The sequence below is a fragment of the Paraburkholderia sp. 35.1 genome (assembly GCF_050436525.1).
Lineage (GTDB): Bacteria > Pseudomonadota > Gammaproteobacteria > Burkholderiales > Burkholderiaceae > Paraburkholderia > Paraburkholderia tuberum.
Genome location: NZ_JBNDMJ010000002.1, coordinates 2,136,735 through 2,162,403, shown reverse-complemented (window position 1 = coordinate 2,162,403; position 25,669 = coordinate 2,136,735). Strand labels below are relative to the sequence as shown.

Below are 25,669 nucleotides of genomic sequence, written 5' to 3'. Positions count from 1 at the left end.
CCCCCTCAACACCGGTAATCGGACAAATGTGATGAAACTCAACGAAGGCTTTCTGAACTCAATGCACGAAGCGATGACTTTGCTGCGTACCCGCGGCGTTGCCGAAGCGACAGAAGCGATACAACGCGCACTGCGAGGGGAAAGCGTCGGTGCAGTGAACGAAACTGCGTCGCGGGACAAGACGCCAGAGCCCGTTGTCTTCCCGTTTGCAAAGACCAAGGACGCGACCGCGCACAAGGCGCGAGAAGACTGCCTTGACGTGGAGGAACGAGGACATTTCATCACGCTTGCGTATGCGAATGCCGCCGGTCGCCGTCAATATCGGCTGTATGTGCCGGCGGGGGGCGCCGGCGAGCCGCTGCCACTGATTGTGATGCTGCACGGCTGCACGCAGGACGCCGACGATTTCGCAGCAGGCACGCAGATGAACGCGCTTGCCGAGCGACATCGATGTCTCGTAGCTTATCCGGTGCAACCGCAGCAGGCGAATCCGTCGAAGTGCTGGAACTGGTTCAAACCTGACGATCAGCATCGCGAGCGCGGCGAGCCGTCGCTGATCGCAGGCATCACGCGCGAAATCATCTCGGCCCACAACGTCGATCCTGCGCGCGTGTACGTCGCGGGGATGTCCGCGGGGGGCGCGATGGCGGCGATCATGATCGCCGAGTATCCCGAACTGTATGCCGCGGTCGGCGTGCATTCCGGTCTTCCGGCACGGTGCGCGCACAATTTACCCTCCGCGCTCGCGGCGATGAAAGGCGGCAAGCACCCCCGAAATGCACGGCGCGTGCAAGGCGATACAGACTTGTCACCGACGCGGCCCATGATCGTCTTTCATGGTGACGCGGATGCCACCGTGCACGTAGCGAATGCCACGCGGCTCGTGCAGAGGTTCGACGCACGGCCGGACGCCGGCAGCGAACGGCGTCGGGTAGACGCGGGCCGACGCGCCTGTACCGTCTCGCGGCTGGTTTCCGGCGACGGTATCGACGCCGAGTTGTGGACCATTCATGGCGCAGGGCACGCTTGGGCAGGCGGCAATGCACGAGGCAGTTATACGGACGCTACTGGTCCGGATGCGAGTGCCGAAATGCTGCGCTTCTTTCTTGATCATCCGCAACGACAATAGTGCAGGCCTCTCTTGTGGTGACTATGATTGCGACGGAGTGGCGTCCGCTGTGCATGTAGAGCAAGTCCGCTTGCTCAACTGCATAAAAGGCTGCCCGATGAATCACTTCCGGGGCGAATCCTCGGCGGCAGGTCGGCGAAGCCGGATTTGCGCCGCAATCAACGTACGGCGGGTTGCCATTCAATTGGAGACATCCACGCGTGTTCGTCCATCGTCAACAACGGGTCGCGTGTCGCCGATCGCGGGCTTGCGAAGTTCGAGCGATGTGTGCCGATTGCATGAGGCAGTCATCGGCCATGAGCGGCCGGTCGGCGAGGACGCCCGAACGCGGTCAGTCAACTGCGCTTTCGACCCGCCGCCGACTGTTCGACAACGCAGATAGTTTGACCGTCCTCCGCATTCGGTGGGCGAGGTCCGGGACGCTGAAATCGCTGGCATCGGGAGCGTGACTCGCCCTCACATTGCAGTTGCGTAGACCGATCGGTGGAGAACGGCAGCTACTCGTCCCGCAATGGCGCAACTGACGTCAATGAGCAGCGCGCAGGGAATACGGCACCGTGTGGCTATCGATCGGGATCGCCATCATGGTCGTGATGCTGGGGCGTGCCGTGGCTGTGTACCCGTGTTGCACGCTCTTCTCGCGCTCGTCGCTGCAGATCGAGGTGCGGCATCAACATATCCTGTTCTGGGGCGGGCTACGCGGTGCCTTGGCCTTGGCGCTCGCGATGGGATTGCCGCCCGGACTACCACGGCGCGAAGAAATCATTACTGTGTGTTTTGCCGTGGTTGCTTTTTCAATCTTCGTTCAGGGCGCCACGATGACGCCGCTACTAAGGCGATTGGGTGTCGTTTAAAGATGCGGGGCCTCAAAAGTTTCATGCACGCCTGCTTTTCATCCTCATCGTTGCGCTCACGCATGCAGTCTAGTGAACCATGGTTACCGGTCTGGTAGTCACGCGCCATAACCCGGCGAGCATGGTCAGTCTGCGAAAGAAACCGAAATGGCTGGCGTCGATCACGACGACATCCGGTTGAGTCTTTGCAGCATAGGCGGCAATGGCTCTTGCGCCGTGCCCGAACACCCGCTTCCATTTGTACGGAACGCCTGCATCCTCAAGGACCGAGCATGTCTGGATCAGCGCGTCGAGCATTATGTGCTTCTCATGGCGACGCAGTGCGCTGCGCGAGTGAAACGCTGCCGCACGCCCTTCGTCAATAGGCTCAAGCACTTCAAGCAGTTCGACTTCGGACACGCAGTGTTCCAGATACAGAAATGCGGCGTGTCGGGCAGCCTGTACGGCACCGCCGCTATCGACTACGGGGATCAGCAACCGTAACATTGAGTACTCCGATTTCGGCCAGCAGACCGACTTTGACACTTCCATTTCAGCACAGAGCGTGTCAATGAGTTGCAAAACTATACGCAGGACACGTAAAAATCCCGTCAACGCGACGTCTCGAACACGGTGCAAACATGACGGCAGCACTTCTGAGCGCAATTTCCCCCTGAATCGACGCTTCAGTGCGGATTGCATGCTACTGCCCCTGATAGTCGTTCGCTCCGACCAGTCTGTAGCCTACGCCGGTCTCCGTGATGATGTACTCTGGTTGCGCCGGATCACGTTCGAGTTTCTGGCGCAGGTGCCCCATGTAGACTCGCAAATAGTGGTCGTTATCAGCGTGCGTTTGGCCCCACACCTCCTGAAGTAGCTGTCGATGCGTCAGCACCCATCCTGCGCGTGACACAAGCGCCGACAGTAGCCGGTATTCGATCGGGGTAAGATGGACGATCTGGCTGTCGCGCGTTACCCTCCGTTCAGCAAGATCGATCGTGACAGCGCCGAAATGCACTTTGGTCGACCCCGTCCTGCCGCCGCAGGTTCGCCGCCGCAGATGGGCGCGGATTCGCGCAGTCAGTTCCGGCAATCCGAACGGCTTGGTCAGGTAGTCATCGGCCCCGGCGTCGAGCGCCGCGACCTTATGCTCCTCCCGGGTTCGCGCCGTTAGCACGAGCACCGGCACAGTGGACCAGCTACGCAGTTCCCGAATCACGTCAATGCCGTCCATATCCGGCAAACCAAGATCGACGATGACGAGATCAGGCCGCCGTGTTGCGGCCTGCGCCAGCCCTTGCTCCCCCGTTTCGGCATCAAAGACCCTCATGCCATCCGCTTCCAGTGCCGTGTGAACGAAACGACGGATGTGCTTGTCGTCTTCAATCAGAACAACGGTGACCGTCGGCTCGCTCATGGTTTTGCCGGATCGACGGCCGGTGCCGGGAAGGCGCCCCCTGTTGACGCCGCCTGCTCTCCATCGTCGGGCCATAGCTCTGCGGGTGGCGCTTCGGCCGGCGGGGTCTCATCGGCGGGCAGCATGAACCAGAAGCGCGCGTCAATGATCTTACCCATTGTGCCGGTACGATTCTCGGCCCCGATCCTGCCGCCATGCGCCTCGACAATGGCACGGCAGATCGCGAGGCCAAGACCTATCCCGGCCTTCGCCGATTCTTTCTCGCCGCGCGTGAACTTGTCGAACACGCGCGTCTCCATGCCCGGCGGCAGGCCGGGCCCGCTATCGTCGACGCAGACCTTCACATATTTCCGGCCGCCATCATGGGCCGGCGTGGCATCGATCGTGAGCGGCGTCCCCGGTGGCGTGTACTTCGCCGCGTTCTCGAAGAGATTCACAAAGAGCCGCTCCATCAGCACCGCATCAAGCTGCAGCAGTGGCAGATCAGGCGGTACATGCACCCGGACTGGGCGCCCGGCGAGCGTACGCCGGCAAGCGCCGAGGGCCGCGCCGACGACCTCCTCGAGCATCGACCATTGCCGGTTCAGGCGCACGCCACCCGCTTCGAGGCGTGCCATGTCGAGCAGGTTCGTGACAAGACCATTCATCCTGAGCGCCTCCTCGTGGATTGCGTCGACGACTTCGCTGGTCGTTCTCGCAGGCACACCGCTTTTGTCCTGTTCGGCAAGCATCGACGCGAATCCGACGATTGCGGTCAGTGGCGTGCGCAGGTCGTGTGAGATCGCCGACAGCAGGGAGTTGCGCAGTCGCTCGGACTCCATATTGATGAGCGCGTCCTGCGCGATTTCCACGTAGTGAACGCGTTCGAGCGCCAGCGCGATCTGGGCGGCGAACGCATCGAGCATCCGCTGCTGCTCTGGACTCGCCAGATCCGAAGTCTGCTCCGATACCATCGCGAGCACGCCGCGCGTACGCATCGGTGCCCTTAGCGGCAGGTACAGCGCATCCGTGGCGGGCAGCGTATCCGTGCCACGTCCGGCAGGTTTTTGCTGGTCATACACCCATTGACCGATATCGAGGTCGAGCGCTTGTGCGTCCAGCATGACAGCAGGGTTAGGCTCTTCGACTTTCTGCCAGATCTTCTCTGCGCTGTCCGGCAGCAGGATCGCGACGCGCGCGTGAAACACTTCGCCGACGTGCCGCGTACCGATCTCGATGATCTGCCCGGTCGTCAGCGCCGCGCCCAGTTCACGTGACATGGCGTACATTGCACTGGTGCGCCTTTCGCGCATGGTCGCGATGTGCGCCTGACGGCGCAGGCTCGACGTCAGATGACTGATTGTCAAGGAAGTCAGCAGCATCACGAAGAAGGTCAGCACGTATTGCGTGTCCGAAACCGCGAATGTCATCTGCGGCGGTACGAAGAAGAAATCGAACGCCGCCACGCTGAGGAACGACAGCAGCACGCCCGGCCCGCGCCCGAGTCGCGCGGCCGCGAAGATCACGCCGAGCAGATACAGCATCACCAGGTTCGCCAGAGCGATATGGTGGAGAAAGGCTGACGCAACGGCTGTGATTCCTCCGCAGATTGCCAGGGCGTAAAAATAGCTTTGCGGCTTCAAGCGCCCGCCGCCTCCGGGCGCCACAGCAAAGCTCGGAGCACCGGTTCGCATATTCCGGCCCTCACGCTCCGGGGCCGCGCTCATCAGCGTGACGTCGATGTCGCGCGCGTTCTGCACGAGTTGCTCGCCGACCGGCGGCACGATCAGCCGCCGCCAGCGTCCCCGCGCTGACGCGCCGGCAACCAACCTGGACACATTGCGCATGCGGGCGTAAGCAACGAGCGTTTGTGCGGCGTCAGTCCCGTCGAGCGTGGCAGTTTCGGCACCGAGTTCGGCGGCGAGCTTCAACGCATCGAGCGTTCGTTTGCGCAAGTCGTCCGGCATGCGCTGCAGTTTCGGCGTCTCGACATACACGGCTATCCAGTCGGCCTTGATGCTCGTGGCGAGCCGCGAAGCGGCGCGCACCAGCACTGGCGCTTCCGGCCCCGGTCCGACGCACACAATGAGCCGCTCGCGTGCCTGCCAGATACGCTCAATAGACTGGTCGGCGCGATACTCACGCATCTGCGCATCGACGCGATCCGCGGTACGGCGCAGCGCCAGTTCGCGCAGCGCAATCAGGTTGCCCTTGCGAAAGAAGTTACGCACGGCATGCTCGGCCTGCTGGGGCAGGTAGACCTTGCCGTCTCGCATCCGGTCGAGCAGCTCTTCGGCGGGCAAGTCGACTAGTGTGACCTCGTCGGCGCCATCGAACACCCGGTCGGGGACAGTTTCCCAGACCCGGATACCCGTGATCTGACCGACAATATCATTGAGACTTTCGAGATGCTGGACGTTGACCGTCGTGTAGACGTCGATGCCCGCGTCGAGGAGTTCGTGGACGTCTTGCCAGCGCTTCAGGTGCCGCGCGCCCTGCACGTTCGAGTGCGCGAGCTCGTCGACGAGGATGAGCTTTGGCCTGCGGGCGAGCGCGGCGTCGATGTCGAACTCGGAGAGCTGGTGGCCGCGATATTCGTGGCGCGCGAGCGGCAGTATCTCGAGACCATCCAGCAGCGCGATGGTTTCCTTGCGGCCATGGGTCTCGATGATCCCGACAACCACATCGGCGCCTTCTTCCTGCTGCCGCCGGGCGGCCTGCAGCATCGCAAACGTCTTCCCCACGCCCGCTGACGCGCCAAAGAAGACCTTCAGGCGGCCACGCTGCTGTTTCTCTTTATCCCGCTGGATCCTATCCAGAAGTTCGTCTGGGTCGGGGCGGTCCATCGAGTGTCTCCCATAAACGGCCGGCGGCAGACGTCAGACCCGCCCACCTTCCCGCCAGACGCACGTTGGCAGCACATCATCCGTGCATGGGTTTGAGGTCGTCGAGCGCGAGGTTGAGCTTCAGCACATTGACGCGCGCTTCGCCAAAAATGCCGAACTGCCGCCCGGACGTAGAGCGGGCAACCAGTTCGGTGACCTGGTCGGTCGTCAGCCCGCGGGCCTTGGCTACGCGTGCGGTCTGATAGGCCGCCGCAGCGGGACTGATCTCGGGATCGAGACCGCTGGCTGAGGACGTCACAAGATCCACCGGTACCGGTTGCGACATGTCGGTGCCCGCTGCCTTCAAGGCATCGATGCGACCTTTGATTTCGTCAGCGAGTGCGGGGTTGGTCGGACCAAGGTTCGAGCCGCCCGAGTTTTGCGCGTTGTAAGGGTTCGGTGTGGTCGCCGACAGGCGTCCCCAGAAATAGTACGGTGCGTCGAACTGCTGGCCGATCAAGGCGGAGCCTACTGCCTTGCCGTTGTGCTCAATCAGGCTGCCGCTCGCCTGGTGTGGAAACGCCATACGTCCGATGGCCGTCACAGCAATCGGATAAATGCCCCCCGCGATCACGGTCAGTACGACGAACAACACAAGTACGGGGCGAATCAGGTTTTTCATGATGTTTGCGCTCCTTGTGTCAAACCCAGCCAAACGCGGACATGATCATGTCGATCAGCTTGATGAACGGAAACGGGAGCAGAATTCCGCCGAGCCCATAGACCAGCAGGTTGCGGCGCAACAGTGCGGCGGCCCCCAGCGGTCGGTACTTCACGCCCTTGAGCGCAAGCGGGATCAGCGCCACGATGATCAGCGCATTGAAGATCACTGCCGACAGGATTGCCGAGGCCGGCGAACTCAGATGCATCACGTCGAGCACCCGCAACTGCGGATAGGTCGTCGCGAACGCCGCCGGGATGATTGCGAAGTACTTCGCGACGTCGTTGGCAATCGAGAATGTCGTGAGCGACCCGCGCGTCATCAGCATCTGCTTGCCGATCTCGACAATCTCGATCAGTTTCGTCGGGTTGGAGTCGAGGTCGACCATGTTGCCGGCTTCCTTAGCCGCCTGCGTGCCCGTATTCATGGCCACCGCGACGTCGGCCTGCGCGAGTGCGGGGGCATCATTGGTGCCGTCGCCGGTCATCGCGACGAGGCGTCCTTCACCCTGATGCGTGCGGATGATCGTGAGCTTCGCCTCCGGCGTGGCTTCGGCGAGGAAATCGTCGACGCCCGCTTCGGCCGCGATCGCCGCGGCGGTCAGCCGGTTGTCGCCGGTGATCATGATGGTCTTGATGCCCATCTGGCGCAGTTCGGCGAAACGTTCCTTGATGCCGCCCTTGACGATGTCCTTCAGCTCGATCACACCCAGCACGCGCGCTACGTCGCCGTGTTTTTCCGCCACCACGAGCGGTGTGCTGCCACGTCGCGCGACATCCGTCACGGCGCTCTCGACCTCGGATGCAAACTGCCCGCCGTGCATTTCGACGTAGTGCTTGATCGCTTCTGCCGCGCCCTTGCGGATCTCGCGGCCCGGCGTCCCGGAGGAAGTCCCCTTGGGGGACAGGTCGACGCCGCTCATCCGCGACTGCGCGCTGAACGCGAGGAAGGTCGCGCGCAAGGAGCTCATATCGCGCTCGCGGATGTTGAAACGCTGCTTCGCGAGCACAGTGATGCTGCGGCCTTCCGGCGTCTCGTCGGCAAGCGACGACAGCTGTGCGCCGTCGGCGAGCGCTTCCTCCGTGACACCCGGTGCCGGTATGAAGGCCGAGGCCTGACGGTTGCCGAGCGTAATCGTGCCGGTCTTGTCGAGCAGCAGCACGTCTACGTCGCCGGCGGCTTCAACAGCACGGCCCGAGGTCGCGATCACGTTCGCCTGCATCATGCGGCTCATGCCCGCAACACCGATCGCCGACAGCAGGCCGCCGATCGTCGTTGGAATCAGGCACACGAGCAGGGCAACGAGCGCGGTGATCGTCACGACGTGGCCGGCTTTTGCCACTTCGACGGAGAACATCGAGAACGGCAGCAGCGTGGCGGTAGCGAACAGCAGAACCAGCGTCAGCGCGACCAACAGGATCGTCAGTGCAATTTCGTTCGGCGTCTTCTGACGCTTCGCGCCTTCGACCATCGCGATCATGCGGTCAAGGAACGCTTCACCCGGGTTCACACTGACGCGTACGACGATCCAGTCCGACAGCACGCGCGTGCCACCCGTCACCGATGAAAAGTCGCCGCCCGACTCGCGGATCACCGGCGCGGATTCGCCGGTGATCGCCGATTCGTCGACCGACGCCACCCCTTCGATCACTTCGCCGTCGGCCGGGATCACGTCACCTGTCTCGACCAGCACGACGTCGCCGCGGCGCAGATCGTTCGCGGCCATGATGCGGATCGGCGCTTTCGGATGCGGCTCCTGCAGCTTCTTTGCCACCACATTATGTTTGGCGCTGCGCAGCGACGCGGCCTGGGCCTTCGAGCGGCCTTCGGCCAGCGCTTCGGCAAAGTTCGCAAAGAGCACCGTGAACCACAGCCACAGCGCGATCGCGAGGATGAACCCCGCAGGCGCCTCGGCCTGGCCGGCGAGCGCAGCAAACCACAGGATCGTCGTCAGGAGGCTGCCGACGTAGACGCAGAACATCACCGGGTTGCGCAACTGGGTTCGCGGCGTGAGTTTCCTGAAGGAGTCCACGATTGCCGGGCGAACCAGCGTCGGATCGAACATCGACCCGGCCGCGGTGCGCGCCTGACCGATATTGCCCGGCTGATGGACAGGCGGTTGGGTATGGGTAGTCATGCTGTCCTCGAAATCAGTGAGCCGAGATCATCATCAGGTGTTCGACGACCGGGCCGAGCGCGAGCGCGGGCACATAGGTCAACGCACCGACCAGTACCACGGTGCCGAGCAGCAGCACGACGAACAGCGGACCATGCGTGGGCACCGTACCGGCGGTAACGGCAATGCGCTTCTTGCCCGCGAGCGAACCGGCGATGGCAAGCACCGGAACAATCGATCCAAAGCGCCCGAACCACATCGCGATCGCGAGCGTCACGTTGTAGAAGGGCGTATTGACCGACAGGCCGGCGAATGCGCTGCCGTTGTTGTTCGCGGCCGAGCTGTACGCATAGAGGATTTCAGAGAACCCGTGCGGACCGGGGTTGGCGATTCCAGCCACACCCGCTGCCGTCAGCACACCAATCGACGCGCCTAACAGTACGAGTAATGGTGTGAGCAGCACGGCAATCGACACCATCTTCATCTCGTACGACTCGATTTTCTTGCCGACGTACTCGGGCGTGCGGCCGATCATCAGCCCGGCGACGAATACCGCGAGCAACGCGAACACAAGCATCCCGTATAGCCCGGAGCCCACACCGCCGAAGATCACTTCGCCAAGTTCAATCAGCAGTAGCGGGACCATGCCACCGATCGGCGTGAGCGAATCGTGCATGTTATTGACCGCGCCGCATGAAGCCGACGTCGTCGCAACGGTGAAGATCCCCGACTGCGCGATGCCGAAGCGCGTCTCCTTGCCTTCCATGTTGCCGCCCGGCTGCAAGGCGGACGCGGTTTGATCGACATGCAGCGAGGCAAGCAGCGGATTGCCGCCCTGCTCGGAGGAAATTTCCACCCAGCAGGCGGCCGCGAAGGCGATCGTCATCGCGGCGAGGATGGCGTATCCCTGGCGCTGGTCGCCCACCATGCGACCGAACACAAGGCACAGCGCGGCCGGAATGACCAGCATGGCGATCATCTGCACGAAGTTCGCGAACGGCGTTGGGTTTTCATACGGGTGCGCGGAGTTGGCGTTAAAGAAGCCGCCCCCATTGGTGCCCAGCATCTTGATCGCTTCCTGCGATGCGGTGGGTCCCATGGCGATGGTCTGCCTGTCGGCCTTGTTGTCGACCATGACCGGATTGCCCTTCGCATCCTTCACCGGGTTGCCCTGGGCATCGGTCCTGGGCGTCTGGTAGGTCGTGACCTGCAGCGTGGCGACGTCCTTGTATGACTCGAAGTTCTGGATCGCACCCTGGCTGATGAATACGAGCGCGATGACCGTCGCGAGCGGCGCGAGGATGTAAAGCGTGATGCGCGTGAGGTCGACCCAGAAGTTGCCGATGGTTTTCGTCGTATGGCGTGCAAAGCCGCGGATCAGCGCTACGACGACGGCAATACCGGTGGCGGCCGAAAAAAAGTTCTGAACGGCTAACGCGGCCATCTGCGTCAGGTAGCTGACGGTCGACTCCGGCGTGTAATCCTGCCAGTTCGTATTGGTCACAAAGCTGATGGCCGTATTGAATGCAGCGTCGGGGGTCATCGGGCCGAAACCCTGCGGGTTTGCCGGCAGCCATTGCTGGAGGCGCAGGAATCCGTACACGGCCAGCGCGCCGAGCGCATTGAAAACGATCAAGGCGAGGGCATAGTGCGTCCATGCCATTTCGGCTTCGGGATTGACGCCAGCGAGCTTGTATAAGACCGCCTCCAGCGGCCTTCCGATACGCCGCACGACGACGGACGAGCCGTCAAGCACGCTGGTCATGTAGCGGCCAAGCGGAATCGCGAGCGCGATCAGCACGACGATATAAAGTCCTGTCTGGAACAGGTTATTGGCGTTCATTCGAGGGCCTCCGCTCGCAGCAGGGCGTACACGAGGTAGACAAACAGTAAGAGCGTCGACACTGCGGCGAGCCACGTCATCCAGGAAGTCATGGACGGCCTCCGGGGGCGCGGCGGAGCTTGTCGCAGCCGACCGCAAGCGCTGCGACCAGCCCCCCGAATGCGGCGATGGCGATGAGGTAAACCAGATCCATGACGATGCCCTCCCATGACGGATCTTTCCAAGATCAAGCCTATGAAAGAGGGCGTAAACGCCGTGGTAAGACCACGTGCTGGGGTATAAAAAATATGTAAACGGGACCCGGTTCTCGCCTCGAAGGAACACCAGTCAAGGCGATCTGCGCGATGCGCGTCCTCCCCGGGTTCGGCGTCAGCCGTTTGCGCAGATCCGGACTGCGTCAGGCGCAGGCAGCTCTTTTCTCCGGGCGCGCCGAAGCAGCATGGACCAGACGCGACCTTTATCTGTCTGAGGCTGCCGGAATGATTCTTCTGAGCAGAGTTCGCACACCGCAAAGCACACCCCGTCAGCCACGCTCCAACCGCCTGCGTACCGTCCCCACCAACCTGTCAAACGGCAATGTACTCGCAGCCAGCGCACTGACCTCAGAAAAATTCTCCCTCACGATATCTGTCAACACCTGCCCCGGCGGCGCCTCGACCAGCACCTGCGCGCCCATTTCCTGCATCACGGTCAGCGCATCGAACCAGCGCACGGTGTAACGCATATTGGTCGCAAGATCCTCGCGAATCGCATCGGCCGTATATAACGGGCGTCCACCGCGATTGCCGATATAAACACCGCGCGGTCTTTCAACATGCAACGTGCGCGAGTACGCCAGCAGTTCGTCGCTCGCACGCGCGAGCAATTCGCAATGCGAGGGCACGCTGACCGCGAGCCGCGTGGCCTTGCGCGCGCCGGCCGCGAGCGCGCGTTCGATGAACCCGTCGAGCGCATCGTCCGCGCCGGCCATCACGATCTGGCGCGGTGCATTGACGTTGCCGATATACACGCGTTGCCGTTGCTCCGCGGCCTGCTGTGCAACGAGCGTTTCCGCCTGCTGCTCGCTCAAGCCGGAGACGGCCGCGAGACCATAGCCCGCCGGATAAGCGGTTTCCATCAGCTCGGCGCGTCGCTGCACCATCTTCAGCGCGTCGCGGAACGCCACCGCGCCACAACTGACCGCCGCCGCATACGCGCCGATCGACAGTCCCGCGCTGATCTCCGCCGCCAATCCTTCATCGGCGAGCGCGCGCATGATCGCGACGCCCGCGACGGTCAAGCCCAGTTGCACCGCGACCGTCGAATCGAAAGCGTCGGCTGAGTCGAGCGTCAGCACGTCGATGCCAAGTGTGTCGGAGGCTTCAGCGAGCGTGTCCTGTACCGCGCGATGCTGGGGCAGTCGATGCAGAAAGCCTTCGCTCTGCGCACCCTGGCCGGGGAACAGAAGCGCGAGCATCAGGCAATGCCATTGTGAGCAACCGCCGCCCACGGATCGGCGATCAAGCGGGGGCCGCTCGCATCGCGGGCAAGCACGCGCGCCTTGCCCGCGGCCCATTCCGCGAGCGCCACGCCACCCGCGGGCGTTTCGAGTTGCGCATCGATGCGGATACCGATATGTGCCGCGAGCGTTTGCAGTTGCTCCAGCAAAGCATTCGCGACATTCAGCGCCAGCGGTTGCGGCACGCGGATCAACAGATCGAGGTCGCTCGTTTCGTTGACAGTCGGCACGTGCGTCGCCAGTTCAAAGCCGGTGCTGCCAATAGGTCCCCAAGCGAATCCACCAAGCGGACCGCCCGAATCACGTTGCAACGAAAGCAGTGCAACGAACGAGGGCAATGCATCACGTCCAGCATCGGCTTGCGTCTGCGCGAGCGATTCCGGCGGCACGGCAGCGACGATATCGTCCGCATGCACCCATGTGCCGTAGCGTTGCGCTCGCTTCGCACCGCGTACGCCGATCGCGACGAAACCATCAGCGGCGAGCGCGCGTCGGACGACCGCATACGGCGCGCGTTCGAACGCGTCGCGAACCCACGCCGGTTCGTCATCGGGCGAGTCCAGCCGCCGCAAGCGCAGCAGATCATGCGGCCGCCACCGCGCGTCGCACGACGTGGCGTGCACGGTGGAGAAGGGCGCAGCCGCACACACGCGCATCACACGGCATCCCATTGTTCGGCAAGACGCCGCCGCACCTCGATCGACGCCGCGCGAGTCTGCCGTGCCGCCGCCGATTCCAGCCGACGCGCGAGCGTACGATCCCCCTCGCGCGCGCTGCGAATCTGCTCGACCAGCACCTTGCGCACGCGCTCGATCTGTGCCGCGTCGGGCGCGTCCGCGTCGATGCCTTCGATCAAGTGATCGAGCAGCCCCAACTTCGCGAACGACGCCATCGAATACGACATCGGCACGATCGTGTCGCCGAGTTCGTCGAGTTCTTCGACCGTGCGGCGCGTGACGCGCGCGGCCGCTTCCTTGCCCATCGCGTGGACCATCGTGCCGGGCGCGTCGAGCGCGACGATGCGGTTCGCCTGATAGCCGTGCGCGAGGAACGCGCCCGACATCGCCGGACCGACGATCAGCGCGATCACCGGATGGCCGGCGTCGCGCGCGCTCGCATAGGCGTCGACGGCGGCCGCGCAGGCGAGGTGGATGCCGAGCATTTCCTCGCGATAGCCGTACGCCTGGCTCTTCACGTCGACGATGGCGACGATCGGGCGGCGCGTGCCGGCGTCCCCACCCGCATCCGCTTCGATTGCTTCACGCACCGCGCGCGCGAGTTGCCAGCCTTGTTCGAGCCCGACCACGTTGGTGGTCGCGCGCGGAAAACGGTTCGCGGGATCGGGCACGACCGTGATGAAGCGCGCGGTGTCGCCGCCGAGCGGCGCATCGCCGCTCCAGACGGGCGCCGCGCTCGACGGTTCGCCGGCAAGTGCATTGAACCAGCGCGCGCCGCGCGTGAGTGTCGTGTCGTTCATGCCTGCTCCTTGTTCGACGCATCGCGCCCTTGCGGGTTGTACACATCACGCAGCGTCTCGGGCGTGACGCTCGCCGGATCGATCCGCGCGAGCCTCTGCAAGAACGTGTCGACCTGCTCGCTGCGATGCGTGGCCGGCACGCCTTGCGCGAACGCGGCGCGTACGGCGGCGCGCACGGCCTCGGCATCGTCGTCGACGAGCGTGTCGGCGAGCGCGCTCGCGACGCGCTGCTCGCCGCCGATCAGTTGCCATACGCGGCGGCGGTCGCTCGCGTCGAGCTCTTCGATACCGGCTTCCTGCTCGATCACTTCAGGTCCGTTCATGCCGAGCCGTCCCTGCTTCGTCACGATCAGATACGAGCACAGCGCGGCCGCGAGCGACATGCCGCCAAAGCAGCCGACCATGCCGGCGATCACGCCGACCACCGGCACGCGCCGGCGCAGCGCGACGATCGCCGCCTGAATCTCGGCGATGACCGCAAGCCCAAGGTTCGCTTCCTGCAGCCGCACGCCGCCGGTCTCGAACAGCACGACCGGGCGCACGCGCTTGCCACGCTCGCAGTCGCGTAGCGCCATCTCGAGCGCCGCGGCGATCTTGCTGCCCGACACTTCGCCGATGCTGCCGCCCTGGAACGCCGATTCGATCGCGGCGATTACGGCCGGTTCGCCGCCGATCGTGCCGCGCGCGATCACGCAACCGTCGTCGGCCTGGCAGACGATGCCTTGCAAGGGCAGCCACGGCGACCCGATGCGATCGAACGGTCCGAGCAGTTCGCGGAAGCTGCCCGCGTCGAGCAGCGAGCGGGCGCGCTCGCGCGCGGGCAGTTCGATGAAGCTTTCGCGCAGCAGCGGCGCGCTATGTACGCTGGCGCTCGTGCTCATACGCTGTCTCCTTCCTCGGCCGCTTCGACCGCTTCGGCGAGCCGCAACGCGACCACGCCCGGCGTCGCGCCGAAGTCGTTGATCTCGATGTGCGCGGCGCCGTCGTAGCGCGTGAAGAAGCGATCGAGCACGCTCTTCCAGATGTGGCTATAGCCGTCGACGCTGGTGCGCACCACCACGTGCGCGGCGAGCGCCGAACCGCCTGGATCGGCGGCGGCAGGCGACAGCAGCACTTCCAGATCGCCCGAGCCGACCACGCCGACGTGCGCGCGGGTCGTGACGGCGCGTTGCGCCGGATAGTCGAAGGTCAGATGTTCCATGAGGCTCAGCTCCGGCTGGCGTCGCGATGCGCCAGCATGTCGAGAAAGAGGGTAGCGGCGAGCAGATCGGCCGCGCCGCCCGGCGATGCATTCAGCGACAGCAGTTCGCGTTCGAGCGCGTCGAGCGCGACGCGGCCCGCGGCTGTCGAACTGCCGCCCGCGTCGAGCACGCGCCGCGCGCCGCGCTGCCCCGCATGCAAGCCCGCGAGTCCCGCGCGATGCAGCAGGCAGGTATCGTCGAGCGTGCTCATGATCGCGAGCAGCGCATCGATGCGCGCGGCGTTTTCGTCGACGCCGTGTGCGCGGGCCGCGTGCAATGCCGGCAGACCCACGTCGAGCGCGTGCGGAAAGCCGTCCTGCGCTTCGCGCCGCGCGCCGCCGACCTGAAAGCGTCGACGCGCGCGTTCGCCGTGGCTATCGGACGAAGCGGCGAAGCGGTCCGGGAAGCAGGCGATCTGCGCGGCCAGCGTGCAGATGCGCGAGGTATCGACACGGTTGGGACCGCCAGGTCTGTGCGCACGCATGGAGGAACTCGAAGCCGTTTCGAGCGCCACGCCCGCAACCAGCAAGCCGATGATCCAGATCGCGCCGCGATGCGCATTGCTCCCTCCCGTCGCCTGCATCATCTCCTGTTCGCCCGCGCGGCCGATCTGCGCGAGCTCGGCGCGCAGCAGCGCCGAGGGTTCGCCGCGGCGGCGCGCCGTGCGCGCCAGCGCCGCGAAGGTCGGTTCGAGCGCGTGCGCGGAGCGCCGCATGATCGCGAGATCGAGGTCGCGATGCGCGCCGCTGCCGCGCCGGTCGACGAGCGCGGGCTTCGGCGTGAGCTCCGCCTCGTCGATCAGCGCGGTGATCGCGTCGCGCGCGAGTCGGGCGTCGGAAAACGGCGCGACCGGCGAGGTGCCGCACGCATCGCGCAGGACTGAAGCGAGCGGCGCGTCCAACCGTTCAAGAACAGCAGCGGACGCCATCGTCACCAGCTCCGGAAGCGCGCGGGCGGCGCGTACAGTCCGCCCGACCACGTGACCAGATCGTCGATGCTGCGCGCCGCGAGCAGCGAACGCTTCGCGTCGCCGCGCCGGATGCCGAGATCTTCCGGATACGCGACGATGCCGCGCCGGCGCAATTCCGCGGTTTTCTCGGGCTTCGCGCGCAGACCGATCGGCGTGACACCGGCCACCGCCGCGACCGCCGCGCGCCGCTCGTCGATGCCTTCGGCCTTGTGCAGATGCGCGATGCCTTCCTCGGTGACCACATGGCTCACGTCGTCGCCGTAGATCATCACCGGCGCGATCGGCATGCCGTTTTTCGCGCCGACCGCGACCGCGTCGAGTTCATCGACGAAGGTCGGCTCGCCGCCTTTCTTGTACGTTTCCGCGAGTTGCACGACGAGCTTCTGGCCACGCGACACCGCGCCGTCGCCCTTCAACAGCTTCAGCCACGCCTCGCTCGAATGACGCCGGCCGCGCGGATCGTGGCCCATGTTCGGCGCGCCGCCAAATCCGGCGAGCCGTCCGCGCGTGACCGTCGACGAATTCGCGTCCGCATCGATCTGCAGCGTCGAGCCGATGAACAGGTCGACGCCGTATTGCCCGGCCAACTGACACAGCACGCGGTTCGAGCGCAGGCTGCCGTCGTTGCCGGTGAAGAACACATCGGGACGCGCCTCGATATACGCCTCCATGCCGACCTCGCTGCCGAAGCAATGGATGCTGTCGACCCAGCCCGATTCGATCGCGGGGATCATCGTCGGGTGCGGATTGAGTGTCCAGTTGCGGCAGATCTTGCCCTTGAGACCGAGCGATTCGCCGTAGGTGGGCAGCAGCAGTTCGATCGCCGCGGTATCGAAGCCGATGCCGTGATTCAGCGATGTGACGCCATACGGCTCGTAGATGCCGCGTATCACCATCATCGCGGTCAGCACCTGCAAGTCGCCGATATGGCGCGGATCGCGCGTGAACAGCGGCTCGACCGCGAACGGCCGGTCCGCCTGCACGACCACGTCGACCCACGAGCCCGGAATGTCGACGCGCGGCAATTCGTCGACGATCTCGTTGACCTGCACGATCACGATGCCGTGACGGAACGCGGCGGCCTCGGCGATCGTCGGCGTGTCCTCGGTATTCGGGCCGGTGTACAGATTGCCGTGACGGTCGGCCTTGTCCGCGCACAGCAGTGCAACGTGCGGCGTCAGGTCGACGAACATGCGCGCATACAGCTCGACATACGTATAGATCGCGCCGATTTCGAGCTGGCCGTCTTCGAGCAGTTGCGCGACGCGCAGACTCTGCGGCCCCGCGAACGAGAAATCGACCTTGTGCGCGATGCCGCGCTCGAACAGCGTCAAGTGCTCAGGACGACTGATGCTCGAAATCAGCAGATGCACGTCGTGCAGCTTGTGAGGATCGACCGTGGCGAGCGAGCGCGACAGGAAGTCGGCCTGTTTCTGGTTGTCGCCTTCGAGCGCGACGCGCTCGCCGGGCCGGATCAGCGTTTCGAGCGCATCGACGATGCGGTGCGTGGGCAGCACGCCGTCTTCGAGCCACGGCGCGATGGCCGCGAGGCGGCGGTTCTTTTCGTCGCGCCGGGTCGTCCACGAGCGGGCAGTGGACCGCGATGCGGCGGCTTCGGCGGGGTGGTTCATCGGCTCGGTCATCGGTTCGATCAGCTCCCGGTGGTGACGCGCGGGCGTCGGCCGCGCGGCTTCGGTTGATGCGCAAGCGCTTCTTCGCGCGCGCGTTCGGTCAGGAAACGATGCAGAAGCTCGCCGGTGCCGAGCAGATGCGCGACCACCAGCGACTGCGCGGTCGCGATATCGCGGCGCTCGACGGCATCGAGCAGCGCGGCGTGCTCACTGTCGGACTCACCCTTGTACGACGGCAAGCCGAACTTCAGGCGCAGATAGCGTTCGCCGCGCCGGTGCAGCAAGCCGATCATGTCCTCGAGCTGCGGCCGGCCGGCGGGCGCGTAGAGACACATATGGAACGCGGCATTGCGCGTGACGTATAGCGACGGATCCTCTTCGCGCTCGGCGGCGCGGCACAAGTCCGCGGCTTCGCGCAGCGTCGCGGCGGTGTGATGCGGAATCGCAAGGCCGAGCGCGAGACTTTCGAGCGCCGAGCGGATCTCGTAGATCTCGCGCGCTTCGTTGGCGGACAGCGGCGCGACGCTCGCGCCTTTATGGACCGCCGCGCGTGCCCAGCCTTCGCTTTCGAGCTGGCGCAGCGCCTCACGCACGGGAATCGCGCTGACCGAGAAATGCCGGGCAATCGCGTCCTGGCGCAGCGGGGCGCCAGGCGCGAGCGTGCCGTCGACGATCGCCGCGCGCAGCGCCTCAGCAATCATGTGCGAGGTGCTTTCGCGCGGCGCGGCGGCCGGAAGAAACGAACCGGACATGGCGGCGTCCAGGGGAAAACCTTCAGTTGCGTCGGTCATGGTATCAAATATTATATATGAAAAGACGCGCATTTCGGCGCGGGCAAACCCGGAAGTCTTGAACCACATCCAGGCAGGTGCTCGCGCCGTCCTCTGAATGAGTTGTACGAGGACATCGCCGATCAATCAACGTCGTCGAGCCATCTCCAAGCGCGCCCGTCCCTTTCTTCGTTACGTTCAACTATCGTAGGCCGGAGGAGCATGATGAATACAGTGACCGACCGACGAGCGGTCGCGCGTCAGCGCACACCGCTCAATCGTTCGCAGATCGCAGGGTTCTGGGGAGCGTGGGCCGGCTGGACGCTCGACGGCATGGACTCGTTCATTTACGCGCTGGTGCTCACGCCCGCGCTGACCGAGCTGTTGCCGCGTTCGGGCTTCGCGGCGACGCCGTCGAATGTCGGCCTCGCGGGATCGATCCTGTTCGCGTTGTTTCTGGTCGGTTGGGGACTGTCGTTCATCTGGGGACCGCTCGCCGATCGCTTCGGCCGCACCAAGGTGCTCGCCGCCACCATCTTCACGTTCGCGATTTTCACCGGGCTCGCCGCGACCTCGACCAATGTGTGGCAGCTCGGTATTTATCGCTTCATCGCGGGCGTCGGGATCGGCGGGGAATGGGCGCTCGCGGGCACCTACGTTGCCGAGGCCTGGCCGGAGGATCGTCGCAAAATGGGCGCCGGTTATCTGCAGACCGGCTACTACGCGGGCTTCTTCCTCGCGGCTGCGCTCAATTACACGGTCGGCGTGCATTTCGGCTGGCGCGCGATGTTCCTGACCGGCGCGGTACCGGTCGTCGTCGCGATTCTGATTCTGCTGCGCGTGAAGGAGCCGGAGAAGTGGCAGAAAGCCGACGCAAAGACGGTGCGCGTGAAGCCGTTGCGCGAGATCATGGGGCCGGCTTACCGGCGTCGCACATGGGTCGCGTGCATTCTGCTGACGATCGCGATCATCGGGCTGTGGGCGGGCGCCGTCTACGAGCCGTCCGCAGTGATCCAACTGGCGGCGCGCGCCGGCATGTCCAAGGGCGATTCGATTCGCACCGCGTCGCTCGCGACCGGCTTGCTGTCGATCGGCACGATCCTCGGTTGTCTCGCGCTGCCGCCACTGGCCGAGCGCATCGGCCGCAAGATGACGCTCGCGGTGTACTTCGCGGGGATGGCGGTGTCGATCGCGGCGAGCTTCGGTTGGGCGTTCTATCTGCCGAACGGGCTCGCGCCGTTCATCGCGTGGCTGTTCGTGCTGGGCTTTTTCGGCGGCAACTTCGCGTTGTTCAGCCTGTGGCTGCCCGAGCAGTTCGAAACCCGCGTACGCGCGACGGCGTTTGCGTTCTGCACGTCGTTTGGACGCTTCGTCGGCGCCGGCGTCAACTTTCTGCTCGGCGCGGCGGTGCTGCATATGCAGACGCTCGGCGTGCCGATCGCGTTGACCGCGCTCGTGTTCGTGCTCGGCCTGTTCGTGATTCCGTTCGCGCCGGAGACGAAGGGCGAGACGCTGCCGCAGTAAGAACCGGGCGGGCGGCGCGCTTTACTTCGCGTGACTGCGTGCCCGCCCACCCGGATGCAGCAGCGTCAGCAACGGCCAGCCCAGATTGACGCCGAGACTCGCGGCGACGATCAGCGCCATGCCCGCCAGTTGAGACAGCGATAGCGCACGGCCATACACGAGCGCATCCACGACGATCGCGGTCAGCGGATAAACGAACAACAGCACCGCGATCACTGGCGTGCTGAGCTTGGGCAGCGCGCCGTAAATCAGCACATACGACAATCCCGTGTGCAGCACGCCCATGCCGATCAGCCAGAACCACTGCATCGGACCGATATGCGTGAGCGTCAAAGGCGCGATGAGCGGCGCGATCAGCGGCAGACAGATCACGCCGACCGCGCATTGCGTGAGCGTCAGCAGATGCGGGCGCATTTCGCCGAGGCTCTTCGCGATCAGCGTGACGCTCGCATACAGCAGCGAGCCGAGCAGCGCTTCGCTCAAACCGATCAGATAGCTGCTGTGGCCTTGCAGGTTTCCGGCCGCGATCACGCCCGATGCGAGCACGAGCCCGACGAACGCCGTCGCGATCCAGCCGAGCCGGTCCGCGCCGAGCCGCTCGTTAAAGAGCGCCGCGCCGATCAGCACGACCCAGAACGGCTGCACATGAAACACGACGGTCGCGACCGCGATGCTGGTGCGATGAATCGCATCGAAAAAGCCGACCCATTGCGTGACCATCAGCACACCGGAAATCAGCGCGAGCGCGACCGTGCGGCGCGTGAACTGCGCGCGCGTGAAAAAGCCCTTCCATGCGCAATAGGCGGCGAGCGAGAGAAAGCCGAACAGGCAGCGGAAGAACACGAGCGTCAGCGCATCGAGCCGCGCCTCCTCGACGAAAACGCCGATCGTGCCCATCAGCAGGCCGCCGCTCGCCAGCGTGATCGCGCCTTGTTGACGTGAGGTGAGGGACATGCGCAAGACTCCGAAACATGATGCCCGCGAGTATTGCGCCGCTTGCGGCCCGTTCACAAACGAATTAAATTGAGCAATTCCATAAGCCCGGTTGATAAATCGTGAACCCTGAATTCGACGTCGATCTGTTGCGCAGCTTTGTCGCGGTCGTGGAGGCGGGCAGCTTCACGAAGGCGGCGGCGAGCGTGCATCGCTCGCAGGCGGCGGTCAGCATGCAGATCAAGCGGCTCGAAACGATGCTCGGCACGACGCTGTTCGCACGCAACACGCGCAACCTGTCGCTGACGCGGCCCGGCAGTACGCTGCTCGAATACGCGCGGCGCGCGCTTGCGTTGCAGGAGGAGGCGTGGTCGGCGATCGTGCGGCCCGAGGTGACCGGGCGGGTGGTGCTCGGCGCGCCGGACGACTATGTGTCGTCGCTGCTATCGCCGGTGTTGCGGCGTTTCGCGACGCTGTATCCGCGCGTCGAGATCGAGATCGTCTGCGCGCAGAGCACGGCACTCGCGCCGATGCTCGCGGACAACAAGATCGACCTCGCATTCGTCACGCGCGACCGCAGGATGCGCGGCGAGTTCGTGCGCAGCGAACCGATGGTGTGGGTGGGGGCGTCGGTCGATACGCCGGTGCTGAAGGCCTCGCCGTTGCCGGTGGGGTTGTACGAGCCGGGCTGCGTCGCGCGCCAGCACACGCTGGCTGCGCTGGATGGCGCGCGCATCCGTTATCGCGCGGCGTTCAGCAGCGCGAGCCTGATGGGGCTCGTCGCGACCGTGGATGCCGGTTTGTCGGTGATTGCGCTGACGCGGTGCAGCGTGCCGCCGCGGCTAGCGATACTCGGCGACGCGCAAGGCCTGCCGAGAATCGCGCCGCTCGAAATCGTGGTCGCGCGCAGCGCGAAATCGGATCGGCCGACCTGCGATTATCTGGCGCAGCAGATGGTGCAGGATCTGTCGCTGCGGTAGCCGAGCGTGCCAGCCTTAGCCGTTCAGGCACGCGAATAGGCGGTCACTTCACCCTCGACCGCGAGCCGCACGCGCTCACCCGGACGCGGGCACAGATAACCGGGCACGCGCGCGCGCACCATCGCCCGCGTCGCGGACTGCAATTGCAGCGCGACGCTTGCGTCCTGCCCCTGGAAGATCACGTCAGTGACGAGCGCGTCGTGCTCGGCGCCTGTGCGCGCGGTTTCATCGGCGCGCAGCAGGCGGATCTGCTCGGGACGCACCATCACGTCGACCGCACCGTGGCCGACGGGCGCGACCAGTGCGAGTTCACCGAGCTCGCAACTCGCGCGATCCTGTTGCGCGATGCCCGGCAACAAGACCGCCTCGCCAATGAACGACGCAAGCTCGCGCGTCACCGGCCGGCGGTATAGCACTTCGGGCGTCGCGGTCTGGATCAGCCTCCCATTCCACAGCACCGCGACCTCATGCCCGAGCGACAACGCCTCGGACTGATCGTGCGTGACCAGCACGGCAGTCGCGCCGGCCGCGGCCAGCGCACTTGCGACCGCCAGGCGCGTTTCGACGCGCAGCGCGGCGTCGAGCGAGGAGAACGGCTCGTCGAGCATGATCAGCGTCGGCGCGGGTGCGAGCGCACGGGCGAGCGCGACACGTTGCTGTTGACCGCCCGACAGTTGCTGCGGCGCGCGCTCGCCAAAATACGCGGGCAGGCCGACCAACTCCAGCAACTCAGCGACGCGATGGCGCGCGCGGCGCTGCGTGCGTGGCAGACCGAACACGATGTTGTCCGCGACCGACAGATGCGGAAACAGCGCGCCTTCCTGCGGCACGTAGCCGATGCGGCGTTGCTCCGACGGTACGTGCAGGTTGTCGCCGACGACGCGCCGGCCATCGATCTCGACGCTGCCGCCGTCCGCGCGCTCGAAGCCGCACAACAGCCGCAGCAGTGTGGTCTTGCCGCTGCCCGAGGGCCCAAGCAGCGCGAGCAGCGTGCCGCGCTCGACCGAGAGATCGAGGCCGTGCAGCACGGGGTGACCGTCGAACGATTTCTGCAGTCCGCGGATACGAAGTTCGCTCATGAAAATCCGAAGTAGTCGAACAAAAGCAGCGATGAAAAAGCCGGCGCGTGTCAGCCGCGCTCACCGAGCAGCGCCGAGCGGCCGAGCAGCGCGAACAGCAGCCCCGACGCGCACAGCGAGATGCCGGTCAGCAGCGCCGCATACGGCGCGGCGGCGGCGAACGCCATCGTCGACGTGTCGGCCCACACTTGGGTCGCCAGCGTTTGCGTGTCGAGCGGCGACAGCAGCAGCGTCGCGTTCAGTTCGGTGACGACCGAGATGAACACCATCGCCGCGGCAGCGCCGAGCCCGGGGCCCGCGAGCGGCAGCACGACGCGCACGAGCGTCTGCGTCCAGTCAAGGCCGAGTGCGCGCGCGGTTTCCTCGAGGCGCGGCTGCGCCTGCATGAATGCCGCGCGCACGCTGACGAGCGCGACCGGCATGAACAGGATCGCGTAGGCGACGATCAGCAGCGTCGCGCTTTGATAGAGCGGCTGCAGCGCATGCACGGCGAGCGAGACGATCGCGAGCGCAATCACGAGCCCCGGCACGCCCTGCGCGAGAAACACGGTGCGCTCGAACAGCGTCGCGAAACGCGTCGGATAACGCACCAGCAGAAACGCGAGCGGCACCACGAGCAACGTGGTCAACGCGGCGGCCGCGAGGCCGAAACCCAGCGACGAACACGTCGCGTTCCACAGCAGTTCGGGCGATACGTCGGCGGGCGTCACGGCGGCCGCGCCCGGCTGCGTGAGCCAGAAGCCGATCATGCCGAGCGGTACGCCGAGCGTCGCAAGCGTCAGCAGCGCAAAGCCCGCGACGACGAGCCAGCGCCACCCGCCGAGCTCGTAGCGCAACACCGCGCGGCGCGTGCCGCGATCGACGCGCTCATAGCGCGCTGCACCGCGCACGCGAAACTCGAACGCAAGCACGACGAGGCAGATCACGATAAGCAGACACGCGAGCAGCGATGCACCGCCGCCGTCGAAGCTGGTGCGATATTCCGCGTAGATCTGCGTGGTGAACGTATGAAAGCGCAGCAGCGTGAACGCGCCGAATTCCGATAGCACGCCGAGCGCGACGAGCAGCATGCCGCCGAGCAGCGCCGGCCGCAGTTGCGGCAGCACGACGCGCGCGAAACTCGTCCAGCGGTTGCAGCCGAGTGCGCGCGCGCTTTCTTCGAGTGCCGGGTCCATGCCGCGCAGCGCGGCGGCGACCGGCAGATAGACGAGCGGAAAATACGCGCAGGTCAAGACGAGCAACGCGCCGTTGAAGTCCTGCAAGTCCTCGCTCAACGACACCCACGCATAGCTCGAAATGAAGGCAGGCATCGCGAGCGGCGCGGCGCACAGCACGGCCCACGCGCGCCGTCCGGGAAGATGCGTGCGCTCGACGAACCACGCGGCGGCTGTGCCGATCACCGCGCAAACGAGGGTAGTCGTGACGGTGATCAACACCGTATTGACGAGCAGCTCGCCGACGAGCGGCCGCCAGATCAGATCGAGCGCGTCGCCGATGCCGAAGCTCGCCGCGCGCCAGAACGTAAACGCAATCGGCAGCAGCACCAGCGAAGCGCTGAGTGCTGCCGCCGCAAAAAGGCTGCGCGGCGCGCGCGTCCGGCCGCGCGCCGGGGCTGGGGGGACAGCCGGCGGACCGGCTGACAGTGCTTCGCTCATTTACAGCAGGCCTGCCTGACGTAGCAGCTTGCCGGCCTGGCTATCGTCGCCGAGCTGCTGGATCGTCAGCGTGGGCGGAGTCAGTTCGGCAAACGGCTTGAGGATCGGGTCCGGCGCGACACCCGCGTGCAGCGGATATTCGAACATCACGTGGCTGTTGGCCATTAGCTGCTGTGCGCGTTCGCTGACCAGATAGGCGAGAAACTTCTGCGCGCCGTCCGCGTTGTGCGCGGACTTCAGCACGCCCGCGCCCGATACGTTGACGAGCGCGCCGGCGTCGCCGTGGCCGAAGTGATAGATCGCGCTGCGGGTTTTCGCATCGCCGATTTCCGCATGCAGACGCGCCCAGTAGTAGTTGTTGATCAGACCGGCCGCGACCCCGCCGCGATTGACCGCGGCGACCACGCCTTCGTCATCGTCGAAGATCTGCGAGTTGGCTTTGAGACCCTTCAGCCACGCGAGCGTCTGCTCTTCACCCTTCAGGGCCAGCACCGCGCTCACGAGTGGCAGGAAGTCGGCGTCGCTCGGCGCGATGCCGACCTTGCCTTTCCATTCAGGCTTCGCGAGGTCGAGCACCGATTGCGGCAGTTGCGATGGCTGCAGCTTCGTCGTGTTGTATGCGAGCACGCTCTCGCGCGCGGTCACGGCGACCCATACACCGCTCGGCGAATTGAAACGTGCCGGCACCGCGCGAAGCGTTGCTTCGTCGACCTTCGCGAGCAGACCCTTTTCCTCGAGCAGCATCAGCTCCGGCGAGTTCTCCGTGAAGTACACGTCGGCGGGCGAGGCCGCGCCTTCCGCGACGATCTGCGCGGCGAGCGCCGGGCCTTCGCCGTTGCGCACTTTCACCGAGATGCCCGACTGCTTTTCGAAGTCCTTCGCGAGCAGATTGACGACCTGCTCGTGCTGCGCGTTGTACAGCGTGATCGACGCCGAGTGAGCCGCCGACGGCATCGTCGCGAGCGCGGTGAGCGACAGCGCGGCCATGCTGCCGAGCGCGCGCAGACGGGTGGCAAACCAGGAATGAGCCATGTTGCAGAAGTCCGTT

23 protein-coding genes are annotated in these 25,669 nt (G+C 65.2%); 4 read left to right on the top strand and 19 right to left on the bottom strand.

What is annotated here, in order from left to right:
- The first annotated feature begins 31 nt into the window (after positions 1-31).
- Positions 32-1,129, top strand: coding sequence for an extracellular catalytic domain type 1 short-chain-length polyhydroxyalkanoate depolymerase (locus tag OKW27_RS15835; RefSeq protein ID WP_429334047.1), 1,098 nt, complete (start codon positions 32-34; stop codon positions 1,127-1,129).
- Between the two features lie 557 nt (positions 1,130-1,686).
- Complete coding sequence (locus OKW27_RS15830) at positions 1,687-1,983, top strand: cation:proton antiporter (RefSeq protein ID WP_429334046.1); 297 nt, start codon at positions 1,687-1,689, stop codon at positions 1,981-1,983.
- Positions 1,984-2,052: 69 nt separating this feature from the next.
- Here OKW27_RS15830 and OKW27_RS15825 read toward each other — a convergent pair whose 3' ends face one another.
- The 15 genes from OKW27_RS15825 to OKW27_RS15755 form a co-directional block, all read right to left on the bottom strand.
- Positions 2,053-2,664, bottom strand: coding sequence for a universal stress protein (locus OKW27_RS15825; RefSeq protein ID WP_429334045.1), 612 nt, complete (start codon positions 2,662-2,664; stop codon positions 2,053-2,055).
- 1 nt (position 2,665) lies between these two features.
- On the bottom strand, positions 2,666-3,379 hold the full coding sequence (kdpE, locus tag OKW27_RS15820; protein WP_090806163.1) for a two-component system response regulator KdpE: 714 nt from the start codon (positions 3,377-3,379) through the stop codon (positions 2,666-2,668).
- Positions 3,376-6,204, bottom strand: coding sequence for a DUF4118 domain-containing protein (locus OKW27_RS15815; RefSeq protein WP_429334044.1), 2,829 nt, complete (start codon positions 6,202-6,204; stop codon positions 3,376-3,378). The genes kdpE and OKW27_RS15815 overlap by 4 nt, the downstream gene beginning before the upstream one ends.
- Positions 6,205-6,280: 76 nt before the next feature.
- Positions 6,281-6,865 carry a potassium-transporting ATPase subunit KdpC gene (gene kdpC / locus OKW27_RS15810; RefSeq protein ID WP_187631712.1) on the bottom strand — a complete coding sequence of 195 codons (585 nt, stop codon included), beginning with the start codon at positions 6,863-6,865 and terminating at the stop codon, positions 6,281-6,283.
- A 19-nt stretch (positions 6,866-6,884) separates the two neighbouring features.
- On the bottom strand, positions 6,885-8,969 hold the full coding sequence (gene kdpB / locus OKW27_RS15805; protein ID WP_429334615.1) for a potassium-transporting ATPase subunit KdpB: 2,085 nt from the start codon (positions 8,967-8,969) through the stop codon (positions 6,885-6,887).
- A gap of 85 nt (positions 8,970-9,054) precedes the next feature.
- A complete protein-coding gene (kdpA, locus tag OKW27_RS15800; protein ID WP_429334043.1) occupies positions 9,055-10,863 on the bottom strand; it encodes a potassium-transporting ATPase subunit KdpA in 1,809 nt (602 codons plus the stop codon).
- Positions 10,860-10,955, bottom strand: coding sequence for a K(+)-transporting ATPase subunit F (gene kdpF / locus OKW27_RS15795; RefSeq protein ID WP_090806156.1), 96 nt, complete (start codon positions 10,953-10,955; stop codon positions 10,860-10,862). The genes kdpA and kdpF overlap by 4 nt, the downstream gene beginning before the upstream one ends.
- 431 nt (positions 10,956-11,386) lie before the next feature.
- Positions 11,387-12,319 (bottom strand): malonate decarboxylase subunit epsilon, encoded by a 933-nt coding sequence (gene mdcH / locus OKW27_RS15790; RefSeq protein ID WP_090806154.1) that lies wholly within the window; start codon positions 12,317-12,319, stop codon positions 11,387-11,389.
- On the bottom strand, positions 12,319-13,017 hold the full coding sequence (locus tag OKW27_RS15785) for a malonate decarboxylase holo-ACP synthase (RefSeq protein WP_429334042.1): 699 nt from the start codon (positions 13,015-13,017) through the stop codon (positions 12,319-12,321). The genes mdcH and OKW27_RS15785 overlap by 1 nt, the downstream gene beginning before the upstream one ends.
- Positions 13,017-13,838, bottom strand: coding sequence for a biotin-independent malonate decarboxylase subunit gamma (gene mdcE, locus OKW27_RS15780; protein WP_429334041.1), 822 nt, complete (start codon positions 13,836-13,838; stop codon positions 13,017-13,019). The genes OKW27_RS15785 and mdcE overlap by 1 nt, the downstream gene beginning before the upstream one ends.
- Complete coding sequence (locus tag OKW27_RS15775) at positions 13,835-14,719, bottom strand: biotin-independent malonate decarboxylase subunit beta (protein ID WP_429334040.1); 885 nt, start codon at positions 14,717-14,719, stop codon at positions 13,835-13,837. Before OKW27_RS15775 ends, mdcE begins: the two co-directional genes overlap by 4 nt.
- Positions 14,716-15,039 (bottom strand): malonate decarboxylase subunit delta, encoded by a 324-nt coding sequence (locus OKW27_RS15770; protein ID WP_184038621.1) that lies wholly within the window; start codon positions 15,037-15,039, stop codon positions 14,716-14,718. Before OKW27_RS15770 ends, OKW27_RS15775 begins: the two co-directional genes overlap by 4 nt.
- A gap of 5 nt (positions 15,040-15,044) precedes the next feature.
- Positions 15,045-16,007 carry a triphosphoribosyl-dephospho-CoA synthase gene (locus tag OKW27_RS15765; RefSeq protein WP_429334039.1) on the bottom strand — a complete coding sequence of 321 codons (963 nt, stop codon included), beginning with the start codon at positions 16,005-16,007 and terminating at the stop codon, positions 15,045-15,047.
- A gap of 2 nt (positions 16,008-16,009) precedes the next feature.
- Positions 16,010-17,680 (bottom strand): malonate decarboxylase subunit alpha, encoded by a 1,671-nt coding sequence (gene mdcA / locus OKW27_RS15760; protein WP_429334038.1) that lies wholly within the window; start codon positions 17,678-17,680, stop codon positions 16,010-16,012.
- Between the two features lie 20 nt (positions 17,681-17,700).
- Entirely contained in the window at positions 17,701-18,471 is a 771-nt protein-coding gene (locus OKW27_RS15755) for a GntR family transcriptional regulator (protein ID WP_184038613.1), read from the bottom strand.
- Positions 18,472-18,675: 204 nt separating this feature from the next.
- On the opposite strand from OKW27_RS15755, the gene OKW27_RS15750 reads away from it, so the two are divergent.
- Positions 18,676-19,974, top strand: coding sequence for an MFS transporter (locus tag OKW27_RS15750; protein WP_184008596.1), 1,299 nt, complete (start codon positions 18,676-18,678; stop codon positions 19,972-19,974).
- Positions 19,975-19,995: 21 nt separating this feature from the next.
- Here the strand turns inward: OKW27_RS15750 and OKW27_RS15745 are convergent, their stop codons facing one another.
- The gene (locus OKW27_RS15745; protein WP_187610185.1) at positions 19,996-20,928 is read right to left on the bottom strand and encodes a DMT family transporter; all 933 of its coding nucleotides are present in this window, start codon (positions 20,926-20,928) and stop codon (positions 19,996-19,998) included.
- Between the two features lie 101 nt (positions 20,929-21,029).
- On the opposite strand from OKW27_RS15745, the gene OKW27_RS15740 reads away from it, so the two are divergent.
- Positions 21,030-21,887 carry a LysR family transcriptional regulator gene (locus tag OKW27_RS15740; protein WP_090806141.1) on the top strand — a complete coding sequence of 286 codons (858 nt, stop codon included), beginning with the start codon at positions 21,030-21,032 and terminating at the stop codon, positions 21,885-21,887.
- A gap of 23 nt (positions 21,888-21,910) precedes the next feature.
- Here the strand turns inward: OKW27_RS15740 and OKW27_RS15735 are convergent, their stop codons facing one another.
- From OKW27_RS15735 to OKW27_RS15725, 3 genes are read right to left on the bottom strand one after another with little or no spacing between them, the layout of a single operon-like run.
- A complete protein-coding gene (locus OKW27_RS15735) occupies positions 21,911-22,966 on the bottom strand; it encodes an ABC transporter ATP-binding protein (RefSeq protein WP_090806139.1) in 1,056 nt (351 codons plus the stop codon).
- Between the two features lie 50 nt (positions 22,967-23,016).
- A complete protein-coding gene (locus OKW27_RS15730) occupies positions 23,017-24,621 on the bottom strand; it encodes an ABC transporter permease (protein ID WP_090806137.1) in 1,605 nt (534 codons plus the stop codon).
- On the bottom strand, positions 24,622-25,653 hold the full coding sequence (locus tag OKW27_RS15725) for an iron ABC transporter substrate-binding protein (RefSeq protein WP_090810079.1): 1,032 nt from the start codon (positions 25,651-25,653) through the stop codon (positions 24,622-24,624).
- Between the last annotated feature and the right edge of the window lie 16 nt (positions 25,654-25,669).

What these genes read in the sequence shown, in the direction of transcription:
- OKW27_RS15835 (WP_429334047.1), top strand. Translation starts at nt 32, where the DNA reads ATGAAACTCAACGAAGGCTTTCTGAACTCAATGCACGAAGCGATGACT.
- OKW27_RS15825 (WP_429334045.1), bottom strand. Translation starts at nt 2,664, where the DNA reads ATGCAATCCGCACTGAAGCGTCGATTCAGGGGGAAATTGCGCTCAGAA.
- kdpE (WP_090806163.1), bottom strand. Translation starts at nt 3,379, where the DNA reads ATGAGCGAGCCGACGGTCACCGTTGTTCTGATTGAAGACGACAAGCAC.
- OKW27_RS15815 (WP_429334044.1), bottom strand. Translation starts at nt 6,204, where the DNA reads ATGGACCGCCCCGACCCAGACGAACTTCTGGATAGGATCCAGCGGGAT.
- kdpC (WP_187631712.1), bottom strand. Translation starts at nt 6,865, where the DNA reads ATGAAAAACCTGATTCGCCCCGTACTTGTGTTGTTCGTCGTACTGACC.
- kdpB (WP_429334615.1), bottom strand. Translation starts at nt 8,969, where the DNA reads ATGTTCGATCCGACGCTGGTTCGCCCGGCAATCGTGGACTCCTTCAGG.
- kdpA (WP_429334043.1), bottom strand. Translation starts at nt 10,863, where the DNA reads ATGAACGCCAATAACCTGTTCCAGACAGGACTTTATATCGTCGTGCTG.
- kdpF (WP_090806156.1), bottom strand. Translation starts at nt 10,955, where the DNA reads ATGACTTCCTGGATGACGTGGCTCGCCGCAGTGTCGACGCTCTTACTG.
- mdcH (WP_090806154.1), bottom strand. Translation starts at nt 12,319, where the DNA reads ATGCTCGCGCTTCTGTTCCCCGGCCAGGGTGCGCAGAGCGAAGGCTTT.
- OKW27_RS15785 (WP_429334042.1), bottom strand. Translation starts at nt 13,017, where the DNA reads ATGCGCGTGTGTGCGGCTGCGCCCTTCTCCACCGTGCACGCCACGTCG.
- mdcE (WP_429334041.1), bottom strand. Translation starts at nt 13,838, where the DNA reads ATGAACGACACGACACTCACGCGCGGCGCGCGCTGGTTCAATGCACTT.
- OKW27_RS15775 (WP_429334040.1), bottom strand. Translation starts at nt 14,719, where the DNA reads ATGAGCACGAGCGCCAGCGTACATAGCGCGCCGCTGCTGCGCGAAAGC.
- OKW27_RS15770 (WP_184038621.1), bottom strand. Translation starts at nt 15,039, where the DNA reads ATGGAACATCTGACCTTCGACTATCCGGCGCAACGCGCCGTCACGACC.
- OKW27_RS15765 (WP_429334039.1), bottom strand. Translation starts at nt 16,007, where the DNA reads ATGGCGTCCGCTGCTGTTCTTGAACGGTTGGACGCGCCGCTCGCTTCA.
- mdcA (WP_429334038.1), bottom strand. Translation starts at nt 17,680, where the DNA reads ATGAACCACCCCGCCGAAGCCGCCGCATCGCGGTCCACTGCCCGCTCG.
- OKW27_RS15755 (WP_184038613.1), bottom strand. Translation starts at nt 18,471, where the DNA reads ATGACCGACGCAACTGAAGGTTTTCCCCTGGACGCCGCCATGTCCGGT.
- OKW27_RS15750 (WP_184008596.1), top strand. Translation starts at nt 18,676, where the DNA reads ATGAATACAGTGACCGACCGACGAGCGGTCGCGCGTCAGCGCACACCG.
- OKW27_RS15745 (WP_187610185.1), bottom strand. Translation starts at nt 20,928, where the DNA reads ATGTCCCTCACCTCACGTCAACAAGGCGCGATCACGCTGGCGAGCGGC.
- OKW27_RS15735 (WP_090806139.1), bottom strand. Translation starts at nt 22,966, where the DNA reads ATGAGCGAACTTCGTATCCGCGGACTGCAGAAATCGTTCGACGGTCAC.
- OKW27_RS15730 (WP_090806137.1), bottom strand. Translation starts at nt 24,621, where the DNA reads ATGAGCGAAGCACTGTCAGCCGGTCCGCCGGCTGTCCCCCCAGCCCCG.
- OKW27_RS15725 (WP_090810079.1), bottom strand. Translation starts at nt 25,653, where the DNA reads ATGGCTCATTCCTGGTTTGCCACCCGTCTGCGCGCGCTCGGCAGCATG.